General features: G+C 29.3%; 16 protein-coding genes. 7 read left to right on the forward strand and 9 right to left on the reverse strand.

Features of this window, described 5'->3' with window-relative positions:
- Positions 1-34: 34 nt before the first annotated feature.
- Positions 35-1,801 carry an MFS transporter gene (locus tag ACZ49Z_RS17765; protein ID WP_464305640.1) on the reverse strand — a complete coding sequence of 589 codons (1,767 nt, stop codon included), beginning with the start codon at positions 1,799-1,801 and terminating at the stop codon, positions 35-37.
- Between the two features lie 354 nt (positions 1,802-2,155).
- On the opposite strand from ACZ49Z_RS17765, the gene ACZ49Z_RS17770 reads away from it, so the two are divergent.
- The gene (locus tag ACZ49Z_RS17770; RefSeq protein ID WP_464305641.1) at positions 2,156-2,674 is read left to right on the forward strand and encodes a hypothetical protein; all 519 of its coding nucleotides are present in this window, start codon (positions 2,156-2,158) and stop codon (positions 2,672-2,674) included.
- Between the two features lie 64 nt (positions 2,675-2,738).
- On the opposite strand, the gene ACZ49Z_RS17775 is transcribed toward ACZ49Z_RS17770, so the two are convergent.
- Together ACZ49Z_RS17775 and ACZ49Z_RS17780 are read right to left on the reverse strand one after the other, a co-directional pair.
- On the reverse strand, positions 2,739-3,296 hold the full coding sequence (locus ACZ49Z_RS17775; RefSeq protein ID WP_464305642.1) for a Smr/MutS family protein: 558 nt from the start codon (positions 3,294-3,296) through the stop codon (positions 2,739-2,741).
- Positions 3,286-3,465, reverse strand: a complete 180-nt coding sequence (locus ACZ49Z_RS17780; protein WP_464305643.1) for a hypothetical protein — start codon at positions 3,463-3,465, stop codon at positions 3,286-3,288. Before ACZ49Z_RS17780 ends, ACZ49Z_RS17775 begins: the two co-directional genes overlap by 11 nt.
- A gap of 92 nt (positions 3,466-3,557) precedes the next feature.
- Here ACZ49Z_RS17780 and ACZ49Z_RS17785 point away from each other — a divergent pair, with 92 nt between their 5' ends.
- From ACZ49Z_RS17785 to ACZ49Z_RS17800, 4 genes are all read left to right on the forward strand, one after another.
- The gene (locus ACZ49Z_RS17785; protein ID WP_464305644.1) at positions 3,558-3,833 is read left to right on the forward strand and encodes a DUF2752 domain-containing protein; all 276 of its coding nucleotides are present in this window, start codon (positions 3,558-3,560) and stop codon (positions 3,831-3,833) included.
- 19 nt (positions 3,834-3,852) lie between these two features.
- A complete protein-coding gene (locus tag ACZ49Z_RS17790; RefSeq protein WP_464305645.1) occupies positions 3,853-4,179 on the forward strand; it encodes a CCC motif membrane protein in 327 nt (108 codons plus the stop codon).
- 113 nt (positions 4,180-4,292) lie between these two features.
- Positions 4,293-5,963, forward strand: coding sequence for an IS1182 family transposase (locus tag ACZ49Z_RS17795; RefSeq protein WP_464305646.1), 1,671 nt, complete (start codon positions 4,293-4,295; stop codon positions 5,961-5,963).
- A 184-nt stretch (positions 5,964-6,147) separates the two neighbouring features.
- Positions 6,148-6,846 (forward strand): hypothetical protein, encoded by a 699-nt coding sequence (locus tag ACZ49Z_RS17800; protein ID WP_464305647.1) that lies wholly within the window; start codon positions 6,148-6,150, stop codon positions 6,844-6,846.
- An 84-nt stretch (positions 6,847-6,930) separates the two neighbouring features.
- Here the strand turns inward: ACZ49Z_RS17800 and ACZ49Z_RS17805 are convergent, their stop codons facing one another.
- From ACZ49Z_RS17805 to ACZ49Z_RS17820, 4 genes are all read right to left on the reverse strand, one after another.
- On the reverse strand, positions 6,931-8,391 hold the full coding sequence (locus ACZ49Z_RS17805) for a lipopolysaccharide biosynthesis protein (RefSeq protein ID WP_464305648.1): 1,461 nt from the start codon (positions 8,389-8,391) through the stop codon (positions 6,931-6,933).
- Between the two features lie 16 nt (positions 8,392-8,407).
- The gene (locus ACZ49Z_RS17810; protein ID WP_464305649.1) at positions 8,408-9,715 is read right to left on the reverse strand and encodes a glycosyltransferase family 4 protein; all 1,308 of its coding nucleotides are present in this window, start codon (positions 9,713-9,715) and stop codon (positions 8,408-8,410) included.
- Between the two features lie 81 nt (positions 9,716-9,796).
- Positions 9,797-12,235: a YfhO family protein gene (locus tag ACZ49Z_RS17815; protein ID WP_464305650.1), complete on the reverse strand. Its 2,439-nt coding sequence runs from the start codon at positions 12,233-12,235 to the stop codon at positions 9,797-9,799.
- An 89-nt stretch (positions 12,236-12,324) separates the two neighbouring features.
- Positions 12,325-12,603: a DUF4834 family protein gene (locus ACZ49Z_RS17820; protein WP_464305651.1), complete on the reverse strand. Its 279-nt coding sequence runs from the start codon at positions 12,601-12,603 to the stop codon at positions 12,325-12,327.
- A gap of 106 nt (positions 12,604-12,709) precedes the next feature.
- Here ACZ49Z_RS17820 and ACZ49Z_RS17825 point away from each other — a divergent pair, with 106 nt between their 5' ends.
- The gene (locus ACZ49Z_RS17825) at positions 12,710-13,672 is read left to right on the forward strand and encodes a transporter (protein ID WP_464305652.1); all 963 of its coding nucleotides are present in this window, start codon (positions 12,710-12,712) and stop codon (positions 13,670-13,672) included.
- A 1-nt stretch (position 13,673) separates the two neighbouring features.
- Positions 13,674-14,792 carry a GTP cyclohydrolase gene (locus ACZ49Z_RS17830; RefSeq protein WP_464305653.1) on the forward strand — a complete coding sequence of 373 codons (1,119 nt, stop codon included), beginning with the start codon at positions 13,674-13,676 and terminating at the stop codon, positions 14,790-14,792.
- A gap of 63 nt (positions 14,793-14,855) precedes the next feature.
- Here ACZ49Z_RS17830 and ACZ49Z_RS17835 read toward each other — a convergent pair whose 3' ends face one another.
- Positions 14,856-16,475, reverse strand: coding sequence for a LamG domain-containing protein (locus tag ACZ49Z_RS17835; protein WP_464305654.1), 1,620 nt, complete (start codon positions 16,473-16,475; stop codon positions 14,856-14,858).
- A 137-nt stretch (positions 16,476-16,612) separates the two neighbouring features.
- Positions 16,613-17,824 (reverse strand): hypothetical protein, encoded by a 1,212-nt coding sequence (locus ACZ49Z_RS17840; protein WP_464305655.1) that lies wholly within the window; start codon positions 17,822-17,824, stop codon positions 16,613-16,615.
- Positions 17,825-17,954 lie beyond the last annotated feature (130 nt).

The raw sequence follows: 17,954 nt of genomic DNA on the forward strand, positions 1-17,954 counted from the left end.
ATCGAGTTTTTTGTTATAAATAATCTATAGAATACTAATGAGCTCCGTCTGTTTCAATAGCATCAACATCTATATTTTGTTTTTTCAAGATTCCTTTCACCAACACTGCGAACAAAGTCAAATAAGCAAAACAAAGTACAGCAACGATATAAGATTGATGAATTCCAATTATATCTGATAATTTACCCTGAATTGGTGGTATAATTCCACCACCCAAAATCATCATAACCAAAAATGCTGAACCTTGTGAAGTATATTTCCCTAGACCAATAATAGACAAACTAAAAATAGACGGCCACATTATAGAACACGCTAATCCACCTGCTAAAAATGCATAAATTGCGACTGTGCCCGTTGTAAACAAACCAATTAACATTGCAAAAACACCAAATAATCCAAAAATAATTAATGTTCTTGCAGGTTTGTCTTTACTTAAGAAAAAAGCACCCACTTGAATTAGAACACAAAGTACATAATAATATAATGGTTTCATGTCTTTCCCTGTCACAATATTAACACCTAAAATGATTCCAAAAGCAACCAAAGGCACAACAATTAATGCAATAGTTTTCTTTATTCCAGACAAATTGAATGCACTAATCGCACCAGCCCAACGACCAATCATTAAACTTCCCCAATACATAGAAATATAGGGTGCAATTTCAGAAGATTCTAAACCTCCAAAATCTTCTAATTTTAACAGCTCACCTAAATTACTACCAATGGCCACCTCTACACCCACATAGGTAAATATTGCCAACATTCCCAAAACCAATTGAGGATATTGCATTGCTCCCCAACCTTCCGATTTCTTTTTAGCAGAAGTATATGAAAATAAGATACCTCCTAAAACAACAACCAATGCTCCAATTAACCAGTTCATTCTAGTTTGTTCTAAAGGCTCTTGTAATGCTTTAATTTCTAATTCTTTTGAAACAATAGATTTAGAAATATTTTCTCCATCAATCCCGTTTTCTTTAACATCTATTTTTTTTAATTCATCTAGTTCCTTACTTAAAGACACAATTTTAATTGCTTCATCACTTTTATAGCTTTGAAAAACAGGAGTAAACATTACACCTAATAAAATGGTCATTATAACTAGTGTTTTTAATGCCTTATTTGATTTTTCAATTGGTTCATCAGAAACACCTGTAGGCACTTTTTTTGAAAAATAAAACAATGCAGCTGCGCCTACAAAAAGCAAACCTACACATATATAGAGAATAACTACTTTATTTAATTCTAATAATTTAATCTGCTCATCTGTAATAGAAGTGGCAGCTCCAAACAAGGCCAAACCAACAACGATTGGTCCAATTGTTGTTCCAAAAGAGTTAATCCCTCCTCCAAGGTTAACACGACTAGCTCCTGTTTTAGGATCACCTAATAATATTGCAAAAGGATTGGCTGCTGTTTGTTGCAACGAAAAACCAAGAGCTACAATAAAAAGTCCTACTAACATTCCAGCATATAAATTAGCTTCTACAGCTACAATCATTGCACCAGCACCTAATGCAGAAAATAATAGACCATATATAATGCTTTTTTTATAGCCCCACTTCCCAACAATATCCTTACCTGAACTATTTCCCAATGCAAAAAGCAATAATGCACCTATATAATAAGCTGTATAAAAAGCGAAATCGATTAATTGAGATTGAAATTGATCTAGAGAAAAATAATGCTTACAAAATGGGATAAAAATACTGTTCCCCGCAGCAATAAATCCCCAGAAAAAAAAGACTGTTATAAGAGTATATAAAGCAGGATAGTTTGTTTTAATTTGTTTGTTGTTCATAGATAAAAATTTATTATTTTAAGAGTTATGTTTTCAAATTAATTCATAAAAGTTTTAATTGATGTAATGACAATATTACTGTGAAATTTTTCATAAATATACATTTATAAGCTATTTATAAATACAATTCTTGCAAATATTTATTAACGAAAACGTTTTCTTAGTCAAAAAAATATACTTTTTAAACAAAAATTACAACGTTTGAGTTTGTTAATAACTCTATTTCATAACTTTAAATATAAATTTTCAATCTGTTAAATAAATAAAAAACAAATTTAAAAATGATTCTGAATTGGAATAATAAACATATTTTTGCGAATATATTTTTAAAAAAAAGAAATTAGTCATATTGTTATGAAAAAAATAGTGTTATTCCTTTTGGTTATTTTTAGTATCTCTTCTTGTGATGATGGCGAACTTACTCTTGAATCATTCAATTTTGACAATGCAACTATTGGAAAATGCCCCGATTCTAAAGAGCTAATTTTCAAAACATCAAATGATGAACTATTGTTAATTAATTTAGGAGAAACAAATTATAATTTTCTTTTTCAACCGTTAGAAACTCAGGGGGTGCCGAGAACTAAAACAATTACTTCTACTGAAAATCAGGTTATTTATAGAAAATATACAGGGAATATAAATTCTAATACCATTTGCTCAACTGTTCCTGTTGCTTTTCCAACAGTAGCGAAAGAATGGAATGCTACTGGAGGAACAATTTCTGTAGAGACAAATAAGATTGTTAATACAAACAACGAGACTGTTGGTTACACCCACAATATTACCTTTATAAATATTAACTTTGCAAACAGCGAAAATTCATTCAGTTTTACAAGCTATATTTATGGGAATTATGAAATTATGAACTAAAAAAAGCTTGTCAATTTTAAAATCTGACAAGCTTTTTTATCATTTTCAAAAAAGGAAATTTTCTTTAGGAAACATTTTGTTTAATATAAACTTCTGTGGCTCCAAAACCGTATTTCTGAAAACTAGCCTCTTGAAAATTAATTTGTTCATATCTTGATAATAAAAATTCTAATTCAGATTTTAAAACCCCTTCTCCTACTCCGTGGATAAAAACCATTTTTTGCATTCTATTTCGAATAGCAAATTCTAGTTGACCTTTAGCCGTTTCCATTTGAGTATTCAAAATATCAAAATTAGACATTCCTTTAATTGAAGGTACTAATTTCTCTATATGCAAATCGACTTCTAACACAAAATCATCTTTTTTCGATTTCTTTTCCTTAACAAAAACTCTTTTTTTTGGTTCTATTTTTTCTGAAAGAACTTGAGAAACACTTTTAGAGGAAAATAAATTATTCAAAGAATCATTATTCACCTTAACAAGCTCTTCTTTTTGAAACGTTAATATAAAATCTTCACTCGTTTTAATAATAACATCATTATTATTTATTTTAATAATTTCTCCATCGATAGCATCATCTAGGACAGAAACCTTATCGCCTATTTCAAAATTATTCTTCATCTTCTTGATCGTTTTTACTCGGTATTTTATTCATTAACTTAAAAAGTCCAACCATGAATATCGCAAAAGCGGCAATCATAATAAACTTATTAGGTTCTGGCTGCGATTGCTCATATAAAGCATATAAACCAAAAGCAAAAAAAAGTATTATATATATGAATTTGTTCATTTATTTTATTTTCTTCAAATATAAACTAAAAAATAAAAGCATGTTTTTTTACAATATTATTTTTTGTAAACTTGCATAAAATAATAAGTGAAATGGAAGAATACATGATCCCTTGCTTTAGCAAAACACTTTTTGGAGTAGAATGCTTAGGCTGTGGTATTCAAAGATCACTCTTACTATTATTGAAAGGTGACTTTGTAGGAGCATTTAAAATGTATCCAGCAATTTATACCCTAATTCTATTTACTTTTTCAATAATTTTAAATTTTACAGATAAATCAAGGAACTATAACAAACCAATAAAATGGTTGGCACTAATTAATGGGACAATAATGATAGTGTCTTACCTTATTAAAATTAGTAATTAAAATCAATAAACTATAAATCATGGAAAAACAAAAATTACCTAACGAGCAAGCTGTAATGATTCTCGGACTAGTATCCTTTATTGGATGTTGCTGTACAAATGGTGTTCTTGGGTTAGTATTGTCTGGAATAGGATTATACTTAGCCAAGCAATCTGAAAAATTATTACAAGAAAACCCTGGACAATATAGCCTTGGTTCATTAAATACTTGGAAAATAGTAAACATTGTAAGTTTTGCAATTAGTGCTGTATTTGTAATTTACTTAATTTACTTGCTTGCTTCTGGAAAATATGAAGAATCTAACGAAAGAATGAAAGAATTATTAGAACAATTACAAAACAGATAATATATTATTCAAAATAATCATATTAAAGAGGCTGTCCAAAAAGTAAGGACAGCCTTTTTTATTTGTATTTTTTCTCTAAAATTAGTATCTTAGAGTTGAGACAAAAATACACAATGGCTAAGATAGTTTTTAAAAATCAAACAGGCAATTCTCCAGAGTTATTTCCTATCAATATTTTCGATAGAATACCGCAAAACCATCCAGTTCGCTTAGTGGAACAAGTTGTTAATCAGTTAGATATAAGTGAAATTTTAAAGCACTATAAAGGTGGAGGTACTTCTGCTTATCATCCAAGAATGATGGTTAAAGTATTGTTTTATAGTTATTTATCTAATGTATATTCTTGCAGAAAAATTGCAAAAGCACTTCAGGAAAACATTCATTTTATGTATATTTCGGGTAATTCAACTCCCGATTTTAGAACGATAAACGATTTTAGGGGTAAAGTTCTAAAAAATCACATTCAAACTCTTTTTGCAGAAGTGGTAAAAATGTTGGTTGAAATGAAATATGTAAGCCTAGATGTTCAGTATATTGATGGTACAAAGATAGAATCTAAAGCTAATAAATATACTTTTGTATGGAGAGGCTCCATTGAGAAATATAAAGAAAAACTAGAAATTAAAATTAGTCATATTTTATCGACTATTGAAAACAGTATTCAATCTGATAATCAAGAACTAAATATAGAAGAATTACCAAAGTCGATTGATTCAGAAAGTTTAAAAGAAAAGCTTTCGATTCTTAATAAAAAACTCAAAGAACCTACCAAAAAACAGGCAAGAGAATTGCAAAAACTTCAAGAGGAACATCTTCCAAAGCTTGAAAAATATGAAAAAGACTTGGTTACAATGGGAAACAGGAACTCCTATAGTAAAACAGATCCCGAAGCTACCTTTATGAGAATGAAAGAAGATCATATGAAAAACGGTCAATTAAAACCTGCTTACAATCCACAAATATCTACTGAAAACCAATTTATTACACATGTTTCTATTCATCAAACAACAAATGACACTACAACCTTAAGTTCTCATCTTGAAGGTTTTGAAAAAGCCTATCAAAAACAGAGCAAAGAAATCGTTACTGATGCAGGTTATGGAAGTGAAGAAAACTATGAAATGCTGGAAGAAAAACAAGCTGATGCTTATGTGAAATATAACTATTTTCATCAAGAACAAAAAAGAAAGATAAAAAACAATCCTTTTCTTGTTCAAAATTTATTTTACAACAAAGAACACGATTTTTATGTTTGTCCAATGGGTCAAATCATGCAAAAAACAGGAGTAGGAAAACGTGAAACGAGTACTGGTTATGAATCTCAAATTACTTATTATCAATCTAAAAGATGCAAAGGATGCCCTCTGAGAAGTCAATGCCATCAAGCAAAAGAGAACAGAATAATATCCGCGAATCATCGATTAAATGAATTAAAAGAAAAAGCAAGAAACCTACTAACGAGCGAAAAAGGATTAGAACATAGAAGTAAACGTCCTATAGAAGTAGAAGCCGTTTTTGGCCAACTTAAAAGTAATAATAAGTTTAATCGATTCACAATGAAGGGTTTAAAAAAAGTAACATTAGAGTTTTTACTAATGGCACTTGGACACAACTTTAGAAAAATGAATGCAATGAAGGTAGACTTGCTAAAATTTGTTTTCAAAACCAAAATTCACACTTATCTAGCCTATTTTAAAACTAAAATTTGCCTTGTTAAAGTAACTCAAAGTTATTTTGCTATTATTTTTTCTTCAAAACAAAATAGCTTAAAAATAGCTACATAAAAAAAGCTGTCCTTTTCGGACAGCCCCTTTTTTTAACACATAAATAGCTAACCAACAACTATTTAATTAAAAATATTTATAAAATCATTTTTTTGGCACGCAAATTGTATATACCAAAGCAAGCAACGCAATTAGAAATAAAAAGCTAAAGAAAGTTGAAAGTTTAACCTTAAATTGATGTGTTATGAAAAAAATTACTCAAATATTAGTTATTGCAATCTTAAGTTTAGGATTTAGTACTGCAAAAGCATCAGATAAAAAGGTATTTGGTGATGCAAATGAAAATTATTACCCACCTGTAGATTATAGAAATGCAGATCCTATTATGTTTATTGAAAGAGGTGTTGAGTTTTATGTGTTTCCAAATGGAGATTTCGATTTTAATACTGTAACAACAACAGCTCCTAGAACTTCTAGTAGAGAAGCTAGAAATACTACTTATGGTGCTCCTGGTGTTCAAACAAGATCATATAATCATTATTATCCAAGAAATTATGGCATAAGAATTGAGCATGATAGTTTTGGAAGAGTGAGACGCATTGGTAATGTTTTTATAAATTATGATTTTGATGGAAGAGTAAAAAGAGTGGGTTCTGTTTATATGAGATATAACAGCTTTGCACTTACTCAAATTGGAGGAATGAGAATTATATATGACAGACACGGTTGCATTGTGAATATGGTTGGTTATGTGAATGCATCTAGTGCTACTTACTTTAACAATTATCAAAATAACAATCATTATCAAGCTGATAACTATTATAACAACAATAATAATGGTGCTGATAATTATAATGATGAAGAGTATTACTACTATCGCAAAGATGGTTCAAAAGCAAAAATGTCTAAAGATGATATTAAAGAAATAAATGAAAAAAATTAGTTGAAATAGAATTTCATACTATAGTTTTTGGTTGGTTTAGTTTGTTAAAAACCCTGTGGAGCAGTAATGTGAAGCAGGTTTTTTTTATTTTAACTTCTTAAACAAGTTTCTAAAAATATAATTTATGTCTGACGATAGTTTTAAATAATAAGTTAAACCCAAATAGAAAACTGTAATTAAACCCGATTTTAGAATCATATTCCATATTGAGTGAAAACTAAAATCCCAAAAATAAAACAATAAAAATGTAACTAATAAAACAGCAAAAGCTTGCCAAGTAGCTTTAGTAAAAGGAAATAACTTCATTTTAAGAACAACAAACAATAATTTTGCTAAACTATACAATGTGATAGACAATAAAGTGGCAAATGCTGTTCCTTTTAGACCATATAATGGAATAAAAATCATATTTAAGCCAACCGTAATTAAAACCAATAACACCCCTAAAGCTAGCACTATTCTATAATATTTTGAATTAAAAATTATAGCATTATTATTACCTAGAATTAAATCGATATATTTTGACAATCCAATTGTAAAAACAACAAAAATACCACCTGAATATTTTGCTGGTAACAACAAATAAAGTTGGTTAATATTTGCTAAAATTCCAACAAACAATAAACCACCCAGAACTTGGAGCGTAATAGAGGTTTTCTTATATAGGTCATTTAATTCTTGAAGCTTATTTTCGTTCATCAATTTTGCGGTAATTGGATAAGTAATTTGATGCATAGCTCTGCTTGGAACGGCAATAACAGTAGCAATAAAAATCGCTACAGAGTAATAGGCAATATTTTCAATTTTAACATAACCATTCAACATTATTTTGTCTATTTCTAAAAACAAATTAGCAATTCCACCAGTAAGAATAATAAACAAACTATAGGTTATTATTGCTTTATAATTTGAAGGTAATTTAATCTGAAGTTTAGGAAATCTGACACTAAAAGCATATAGCATCATAATAATCATTAGAAAAATATATATTCCCATTAAACTATAAACAAATGCCTCTGGTGTTATTAAATCGATATAGACTGCAAACAGTGAAATACTTATTAAAATTCGTAAAAAAACTTCTTTTATAAAATTTCCTAAAACCGATTTTAAATGGACTTTTACCCATGCATAAAAAATTTCGAAATATCCCATTGACAAGCCAATGATTGGAATTTGCCAAACATAATCGTAAACAATTTTGTTTTTTTCAGATAATAAAAGTGCAATTTGATGATACCCAAAATATGCAATTAGTGAGAAAGGAATAACTAAAAGTAGAGGCAAAAATAAAACAAAAGTTAAAAATTCTGATTTTTCTTTTTCTGTCTTATAGCTATTAAAGTATTTAATTAAAGTATTATGAACCCCGAAAGCCATTAAGGGCATTAATATATTCGCACAAGAAAGTATAAAACCAACCAAACCATAATATGTATCTCCTAAAAACTGAACATACATATATAATGTATTCACAGCTCCAATAGCAAAGCCAATGTAGGTAATAATTGTATTCTTTATAGATTGATTGATTACAACACCCATTTTTAGTAAATAGCAATTAGTGATTAGTGATTAGTGTCGCCAACTGTTTTGTTAAATTCTTTCTACTAAATCTCTGCAAACCAACTGGATATGATTTTAAATTATTTTCTTCATATAGGTTAAAACATTTCAAAATATATTCCTTAAGGGCTTCCTTTTCATAATAATTAAAAAACACCCCAGAATTGGTTTCTTTAATAATTTTTTCAAAATCGGTTTCGTTAGGACCTATTGCTAAAATAGGACGATCAGAAACCATATATTCAAATAATTTACCAGGAATTATACATTTTGTTTCCTCAGAATCTATTTCAACTAAAAGGAGAACCTGTGAACTTTTCTGTTCTTGTAATGCAACATCATGTGATACATAGCCTAAATGATTCATAAACGAAGTTAATCCATGATTAGAAATACTTGCTAAGACTTCATTACTTACTGCTCCAATAAGTTTCAATTCAAAATTATCTGAAAAGTTTTCATTTTCAGCTATTAATTCCGCTAAACATTGCCATAAAATTTGCGGATTGCGTTCTGAAAGAAAAGAGCCAATATGAGCTAACGTAAATTTTTTATCTAAAGGTTTTTTTATAATTTTCTCCACATCATAACCATTTGTAATCACTTCAATAGGTTTAGATGTGAGTACTGAAAACTCTTTTTTAGTTGTTGCAGAAGTGACAATTATAGTATCACAAGAGTTAAGCACTTCTTTCTCAAAATTTTTATGCTTTTTTGCAGCCCAATTACTTAATTTCAATTGTTTATGATAACCAATAGTTGTCCATGGATCACGAAAATCGGTTATCCAATTAATTCCTAAGTCTTTTTTTAATTGCAAGCCAATTAAATGCAAACTATGTGGTGGACCAGTCGTTATAACAGTATCTATATGATGTACTTCAATATATTTCTTTAAAAAAGATACTGAAGGTTTCACCCAAAAAACACGTGCATCAGGAATAAATAGGTTTCCACGAATCCAAAGCATTGTTTTTTCAATAAGAGTTTGTCTTTTTCTATTAGGAATAATTCCTGAGCTTATTTTTTTTGTTTTATTTTTAGAAAAAATGGAAGCTAAACCATAAGGTTCAAAAATCTTATTTTTTACAATAATAACTTCATCAGAAACTTCACTTAATAACTTTTCATCATGCAAAGGATAAGTGGGATTTTCTGGAATATATACATGCGGTTCAATACCAAATTCTGGTAAATACTTTACAAATTTTAACCAACGTTGCACACCCGGTCCACCAGCTGGTGGCCAATAATAGGAAACTATGAGTATTTTCTTTTTATTTTTGATTTGTTTATTTGTCAAACTGTTTTCTATCAAACCGAATTTGTTTCAGTTACTAATATAAATTTGAGATACTGAAATAAATTCAGTATTACTAGTTTATTATTCCATTTTTACTCTTGCATCTTTGGTCTTTTTCTCAAAATACAATCCGCCGATAACTACTAGAATCATTCCAATTGAACTTATTAGAGCAATGCTACTACCAGTTTTTACTACTGGTGGATCAAAAGTAAATTCTATAGTATGTTTTCCTGCTGGAATTAAAAGTCCTCTTAAAGCATAGTTTGCTCTATAAATCAATGCTTCTTTTCCATCAATAGTTGCTTTCCAACCATTTTGATAGTACATTTCTGAAAATACAGCAAATCCATCATTTGAATTATTAGATGTATATTTTAGATTATTTGGTTTATAAACCTCTAATTTAATAGAAGCTAATGAATCTCTCTTAAAATCTTTAAAATTAACTTTTGTTTTTAAAGCGCTAGGATTAATAATTGCTACATCTTTAGTATTTAAACTATCTAAAGCTTTCATTTCTTCATCTGCAGAATTTACTTGCTTAACTTCATTAACAAACCATGCATTTCCATTGGCAGCAGGATTTGTTAAAGCAATAGATTCTCCTTGCTCGTTATTTTGAATAATGTATTTTGTGTTCAACATATTCAAAACGTTGACATTATTTTTTGCAATTTGATAATCAAACAACTGTTGCATTCTTCTTGGTTTAGCTGCATGATACCCACCAATTGATTTATGAAAATAGGAACTTCTTGCACTACTCATTTGTCCTGCAATTTCAAATACTCTAAAATGCGTTGTGTCTTGAAGAATTTTCAAATCTGCTTCAGAAGGCTGAAAAGGTTCATTTACTTCTCTTGCAGATACAAAGCCTTTTTTATCTACATAATTTTTATCAATAAAAAATAAATCGGCACACATTAAAATACCAATAACAATTACTGCTGTTGTTGTTTTTAATATGTTCTTGTTATGGAGAAATAATGCTATAAATGCACAAATAACATAGCCCATAGAACGCAAAATATCTTTAGTATATAATGACATTCTATCCTCTTTTAAAGCTCTCATAAACTCTGGACCATAATTTTGTGCATAATAACCATCATTACCGCCCGAAAAATCGAAAGTACCTTTTAGAATAAATAACCCTACCAAAAGTCCAAGAACAATTGCTCCTGTTTTCCACAAATAGTCCCATTGTATTTTTTTATCATCAATCTTAAAGAATTGATAAAATCCTAAAATGGCTAATGTAGGAATACATAATTCTAAAACTACTTGTATAGAAGAAACTGCTCTAAACTTATTATACATGGGTATATAATCGATAAAAAAATCGGTTAAAAATGAAAAGTTTTTACCCCAAGATAGTACTAATGAAAGTAAAGCACCAGTTACTAATGCATATTTTATTTTTTTATTTTCAGAAATAAATAAAGACAATACAAAAAAGAAAAAGATCACAACGCCTATATATGCTGGAGCAGCAACAATTGGTTGATCTCCCCAATAAGTAGGCATTTGCTTTACCAACTCAACAGCCTCATGTCCTGGAACACCTTGCTGTGTCATGAAGCTATACATTTCAGAATCCACACCTAAATCTTCGTGATTAGAACCTCCAAATAATCTTGGTGCAATTAAATTAAAGCTCTCTGCTTTACCATAACTATATTCGGTAATGTAATCATAACTCATTGCATTAGTACTCTCCTTTGGTGAACCATCCTCATTAAAAGTAAGTTCACTTTTATCGCGTGTTGAAAACTTAGCATACTCAGAAGTTGCTAATAAATTTGTAGCATTAGAACCTATTGCTAATATTCCTGCAACAACAAAAACACCTATAATTTTTCCTAAATCTTTAAATTCTTTTTCTTTAATAAATGTATAGGCATAGAAAATTGCAACAACAAGCAATAAAATCAATAAATAATACGTCATTTGAAAGTGATTTGCCTGAATCTCTAAAGCTGCTGCAATCATTGTAAGGATTCCTCCTAAAATATACTTTCTTTGAAAAACCAAAAGAACCCCTGCTAAAACCATTGGCATGTAAGCAATAGCATGAGCTTTTGCATTATGACCTACTCCTAATATTATAATTAAATAGGTAGAAAAACCAAAGGCTAATGCTCCAAAAAAAGCTTTTAATGGATCAATTTTCAAAACCATTAGAAGGACATAAAAACCAAGGAAATATAGAAATAAATAATCAGCTGGGCGAGGTAAAAAACGCAACGTAGCATCTAATTTTTTCACATAATTATGAGGATAATTTGCTCCTAACTGATACGTTGGCATTCCTCCAAAAGCACTATTAGTCCAGTATGGTTCAGAATCATTTTCTTTTCTAAAATCATTTTGTTCTTTTGCCATTCCTGTATATTGCACAATATCAGACTGATAAATCTTTTTTCCTTCAAGAACAGGATAAAAATAAATTATTGCTACTAAAACGAAACCAAAAATGGCTGCAAAATGAGGTAATAAAGATTGTATTTTTTTCATTGGTAAGAGATAACTGAAATAAAACGCTAAGGTAAATAAAAAAAGGATATTGATACAATATCCTTTTTAACAACTCGTAAAAGTATTTTTTAATCTATTTCTTCAAAATCAACATATTCTCCTACTTTCTTCTTTTCTCTTGGTCTTTCATTAGTTGGATTTTGTTGGCTTGATGTATTATTTGAATACGTATTTTGTTGTTGTCCATACTGATTTCTCATTTGCTCTTCCATCTTTTGTTGTACCTTATTTACCGCTTTCTTCATTAAAATTGGTCCAAAAATTTTAATAAGAAATTTAAATAAATACCAAAACAAAATAATGTAAGCTATAGTTTTTATAAAACCAATAAACGATGCTGTTTCCATTTTAATCTATTTAATAATTCAAAAGTATGCATATTAGTAGATAAATCCCTATTATTGTTTCTTAAAATTATTATAAAAGTACTATTTTTGAAATAAAATTTGCAAAATGAAACACTCTAAAGTATTACTCCTACTCTTTTTATTTGGATTTCAAATACAATATGCACAATATACAGATGAAATTAACTCAAATCGTCCAGGAAAATCAATGATGGCATTCTCTGTTGGAAAATCTGTATTCCAAGCAGAAATTGGTCTAAATTTCCAAAATGAAAAGCACAAAAAATTAAAATATACTGCAAATGGTATTATTGGAGAAGTAGATTTTAGATGGGGATTATTTTTTGAAGAATTAGAATTTGTTGCAGAATTACAATATCAAAACGATAGTTACACCTCCACTTTCGAAAACAAAAATCGTTCTGCACTAAAAAAAACAATAATTGGTGCTAAATATTTAATTTATGACCCATTTAAAAACTATGAAGTAAAAGAAAACTTATACAGCTGGAAAGCCAACCATAAATTCAATTGGAGACAATTTGTTCCAGCAGTTTCAGCCTATGCAGGAGTAAATCTTAATTTTTCTGACAACCCATTCAATTTTGCACCTGCCTATATTGAAGAGCCTGCTGTTAGTCCAAAAGCAATGTTAATTACACAAAACCATTTCGGAAAACAATGGGTATTTGTAACTAACATTATGTATGATAAAATTGGATCCGATTTTGCTTCTATCAATTATATTGTGACATTAACAAGAGGTTTCAATGAAAAATGGTCAGGTTTTCTTGAGCACCAAGGCTATAATGGAGATTATTATTCTGATGGTGTTTTTAGAGTTGGTGCAGCTTATTTATTTCAAAAATCAATGCAAATAGACGCATCTCTAGGAACAAATATAAAAAACTCTCCAAGTTTATTTAATGCAGGCTTAGGTTTTTCTTGGCGATTTGATGCTAACTATAAGGAAATAAAAATGGAAAAAAACAAAGGCAGCAAAATGGATCAAAAAATGAAAAAGAAGGCTGAAAAAGAAAATAGAAAACGTAAGGACGAAGTTGAATAAAATGATAACAATAAAAGAAGCTATTACTAAAAAAGAATTAAGAGAATATATCATGTTCTCTTTTGAACTTTATAAAGACAATCCATATTGGATTCCGCCAATTATTGCTGACGAACTAGAGACATTTGATAAGGAAAAAAATCCTGCCTTCAAAACAGCAGAAGCACATTTTTTCTTAGCTTATAAAGAAAATAAAATCGTTGGAAAAATTGCTGCAATCATTAATTGGGACGAAATAAATATCCTCAACAAAAGAAAAGTACGTTTTGGATGGTTCGATGTTATTGATGATATTGAAGTTACAAAAGCATTATTAAACAAAGTTTATGAATTAGGGAACAAGCATCATCTCGAAATGGTTGAAGGACCAATTGGTTTTTCAAACTTAGATAAAGTGGGTGTTCTTGTTGAAGGTTTTGAAGAAAAAGGAAATATGGTTACTTGGTATAGTTTACCATATTATAAAGAGCATTTTGAAAAACTTGGATTAACAAAAGAAAAAGAGTATTATGAAAGTTCATTTTCATTTTCAAATATAAATCCAGAACCATTTCAAAAAATTAGCAGTTTAGTAAAAAAACGTTATAATTTAAAACCATTAAATTTTACAAAGACAAAAGACATTATGCCCTATGTGGATGAAATGTTTGATTTATTTAATGAAACCTATTCTAAACTACAATCTTTTGTTCCCATAAATGATATTCAAAAAGAATATTTTAAAAAGAAATACATCAGTTTTATTAATCCAGAATTTATAAAGTTTATTGTAGATGGCGATAATAAAATGGTTGCTTTTGCAATTGTTATGCCTGGTTTTAGTGATGCCTTACAAAAAGCAAAAGGAAAATTATTCCCTTTTGGCTTTTATCATCTTTTAAAAGCAAGAAAGCAATCAAAAGAAGCGGTATTTTATCTAATAGGGGTTACTCCTGAGTTTCAAAGTAAAGGTGTTACAGCTATAATATTTGAAGAATATTACAAAGTTTGTGTTGCAAAAGGAATTGAAACCTGTGTTAGAACACCAGAACTAGAAGAAAACAATGCTATACACAATCTTTGGAAAAATTTTAATTCTGTAATTAACAAAAGACGACGTACTTATAGCAAACTATTATAGTAGTCGTTTAAATAAAGAAGCCTTAAATAATTAAAATATATTATTTAAGGCTTCTTTTAAAACTTAATTTTTAACTATAGATTGACTCTCTGTTTTCCCTGAAATTGTTTCAACTTTAACAATATAAATTCCAGAATCAAAACTAGAAATATCTACAACAGCGGCTTTAGTCTTCATGAGTATTTTTCCAGTTATATCAATAACAGAAACCTCTTTTACAGAATCATTAGTTAATTTAATATTAAACTGATGGTTAGTAGGGTTTGGATACAAAGAGAAATTTTCCAAACTAAAACTATTATTTGACAAAACTACTGGAGCTTGATACTTTAACCCCAATATTTCATGTTGTGTTAAAGCTCTATTAAAAAAATAAAGTTCGTCCATAGTTATTGCAGCCGTTTTAGAAGACATCGGCATACCGTTAGCAGGGTTATCAAAACCTGTTCCCAAATAAATTAGATCTGAAATTTTATTTAAAACATCGCCAGCACCTAAATAAAGTATACCTACATAATCTCCATTAATATAATAAGTTAATCTTCTTGTACCTCCTATATTTTTAAATACTAACGCATGATGATTCCAACCATCTTCTTGAGCATAAAAAACATAATCTTCCAAATCTGAAACTCCATTAGTACTATTATAAAATAACCCAAAATTATCTTTTGGAGTAGTAGATTGATAACGTTGTCTTACATACATTGAATTAAACAATTCGATACTTGTTTCATAAGAATTAGTTAAGGTAACATCTCTTTTTTGCCAAAATGCAACAGTAAAATTATCATCATTTATTACTTGATCTAAGGTTTGGTTTACAAAACCACCAGTTAATGTGAGTGCAAGCCCTCTATAACCACCATTATAATCTCCACCAATTGGCACACCAGAAATATTTGTAAAACTATGTGCATTATCTTGAGAATTTAACGAAGATTCGAAAGGAAAATAAGCGACTAAATCGGTAGTATTTAATGGGCTTTCTTGAATATAATTATTTAATACCTGAGTTTCCGTTAAAGCCACATCATATATTTTCAAATCATCAAATAAGTAGGTATCATATTGATTCATTCCAGCGCAATGCTTTCCTAAATAAAAAAGATTTGAAAGTGTGGTCCAACCTGAAGTAACAGTATCAATCATTAATTTACCATTTCTATAGGTTTTAACAGTGGTTCCATCAAAAGTCATTACATAATGATACCAGCCGTCTAATGGATCTGTAGATAATTTAATATAATTTCTTTCATTGGTAGCTGATTGATAATCATAACCGTATGAATAAGAAGTCATAAAATTTTTTCTTTGTTGCAAACCAAATCCTCTTCCTGCATTCTCAGTTCCATAAAAGAACAATCCAAAAGTATGATTTGTCGAAATGATATGATTGTATTTAACCCATACTGAAACAGTTCTAGGTAAAGTTCCAACTGGTAATGCAGGTAAGGTCGCTCTATAATTATGCGTATTCCCTATTTTTGCAAGTGCTCCATTTGCTGTACCATGTCTATCGGTAAGATAAGTTGCTCCAATTGTTGAATTTTGCGAATAAAATTCTGCACCAGAAATATTCGTTGCTTCATTTAAAGTTCCATTAAAAGTGTATTCATAAATAGGTGTTTGTGCTGCTAAATTTAAGCCAGCAAATACAAGAGTTAGTAAAATTTTCTTCATGATATTCTTATTTTTGATTACAAATTTCCTGCATTTCAATTTGTATTTTATTTCAAATAAGGTGAAACCCTCTTTTGAGTTTGTGAAAACAAAAAAACCTGCGAAAAATCACAGGTTATTTCAAGTAACACTTAAATTTATTTTACTGCCATTTTCTTAAACTCTGCAAATTCTGCATCAGTTAAATCTTGATCAGCAAATGAATAACCATTATAATACGGTTTATCATATCCAGAACCGTTATACTTTCTTCTTAAATTAGCTCCAATTAAATAATACTTTCCTCTTTTGTCTTTAGACATAGCATCTGCTGAACGCTCTGCTACAAACCAATATGTAGCTGATTGATACAAAGGCACACCTGTTAATGGATGATAGGTAGTAATCCAACCTGCATTGGGTGCATAACCATATTGTATTGCTTTTCCAGCTGATAAATCATTTGTCAAACCAGATTTTGCAGTATTATACCATTCTTTAGTTGTATAAAATTCGCCAGAAGTTGTTCCTTTTGGTTTTGCTTGATTCCCAGCTCTTGCTGCAGCAGCCATGGAGAAATACTCTTTTGGGATATATTTTTTCTCAATTGTTTCTATTAACTTTTTACCTGTTATACCTTCAAGTTGTTTTAAATCTTTAACTAAAATCAACAACGTTTTTTTAGGTTCTTTTAAGAAGCCATTTACTTCATTCGACATATCATATGACAATCTAGTATCTGGATAAGGCTCTTGTGTGTTTAAATCATAATTATCTTTAATCCAACCTTTATCATCTCGCATGTTTCTTGGATAATTTAGTACAAACATATCTTGCTCTGGACTTAAAATTTTACCAGGTGTAATTTGATACAATAAACCGTGAGCGCTTAACAAATTACTTTCATAAGGATACAAATCGTATCGCATATAGGATTTATCTGCACTTTCTTTTGTCCAAATAGAAGTTACCACGTTCATTCCAGGAAAAATTCTTGATTCACTTTTATACGTGTAATCGTTCCAACGAACAAACACTTTTTCAACTGTATTAAAAACAGGTGAATACATATAATAATATCCCGAAATCTTTTTGGCATCTTTTACTTCTTCATTCTTAGTCCAGTCTGCATTTTTTACGGTTAAAGTTCCGTCATAATTAAAATTCTCTAAAGCTTCTTGGACTTGAACCGTTAATGGACTTTTGCTTTTTTTAGATTTGGATTCGGATTTAGATTCTTTAGAATCGCTCGATTTCTCTGTTTTTTCTTTCTTTTTTGCTAATTTATTTTTCAACAAATCTCCTAATTGTGCCTGAGAATACAAACCACTAGTTAGCAACACAGCTGCTAAAAATACTTTTAACTTCATACTTTTTATTTTTATAATTAATAAGTGAACGAGGCAAAATTGATAGCTTTCATACAAAAAAACAGATACGAATCAGGTAAAAACCATATTTGAGTTTGTGAAATACTATTTTAAAATTAACTTTATCAAT

This window comes from Flavobacterium sp. KY-23415, assembly GCF_055384985.1.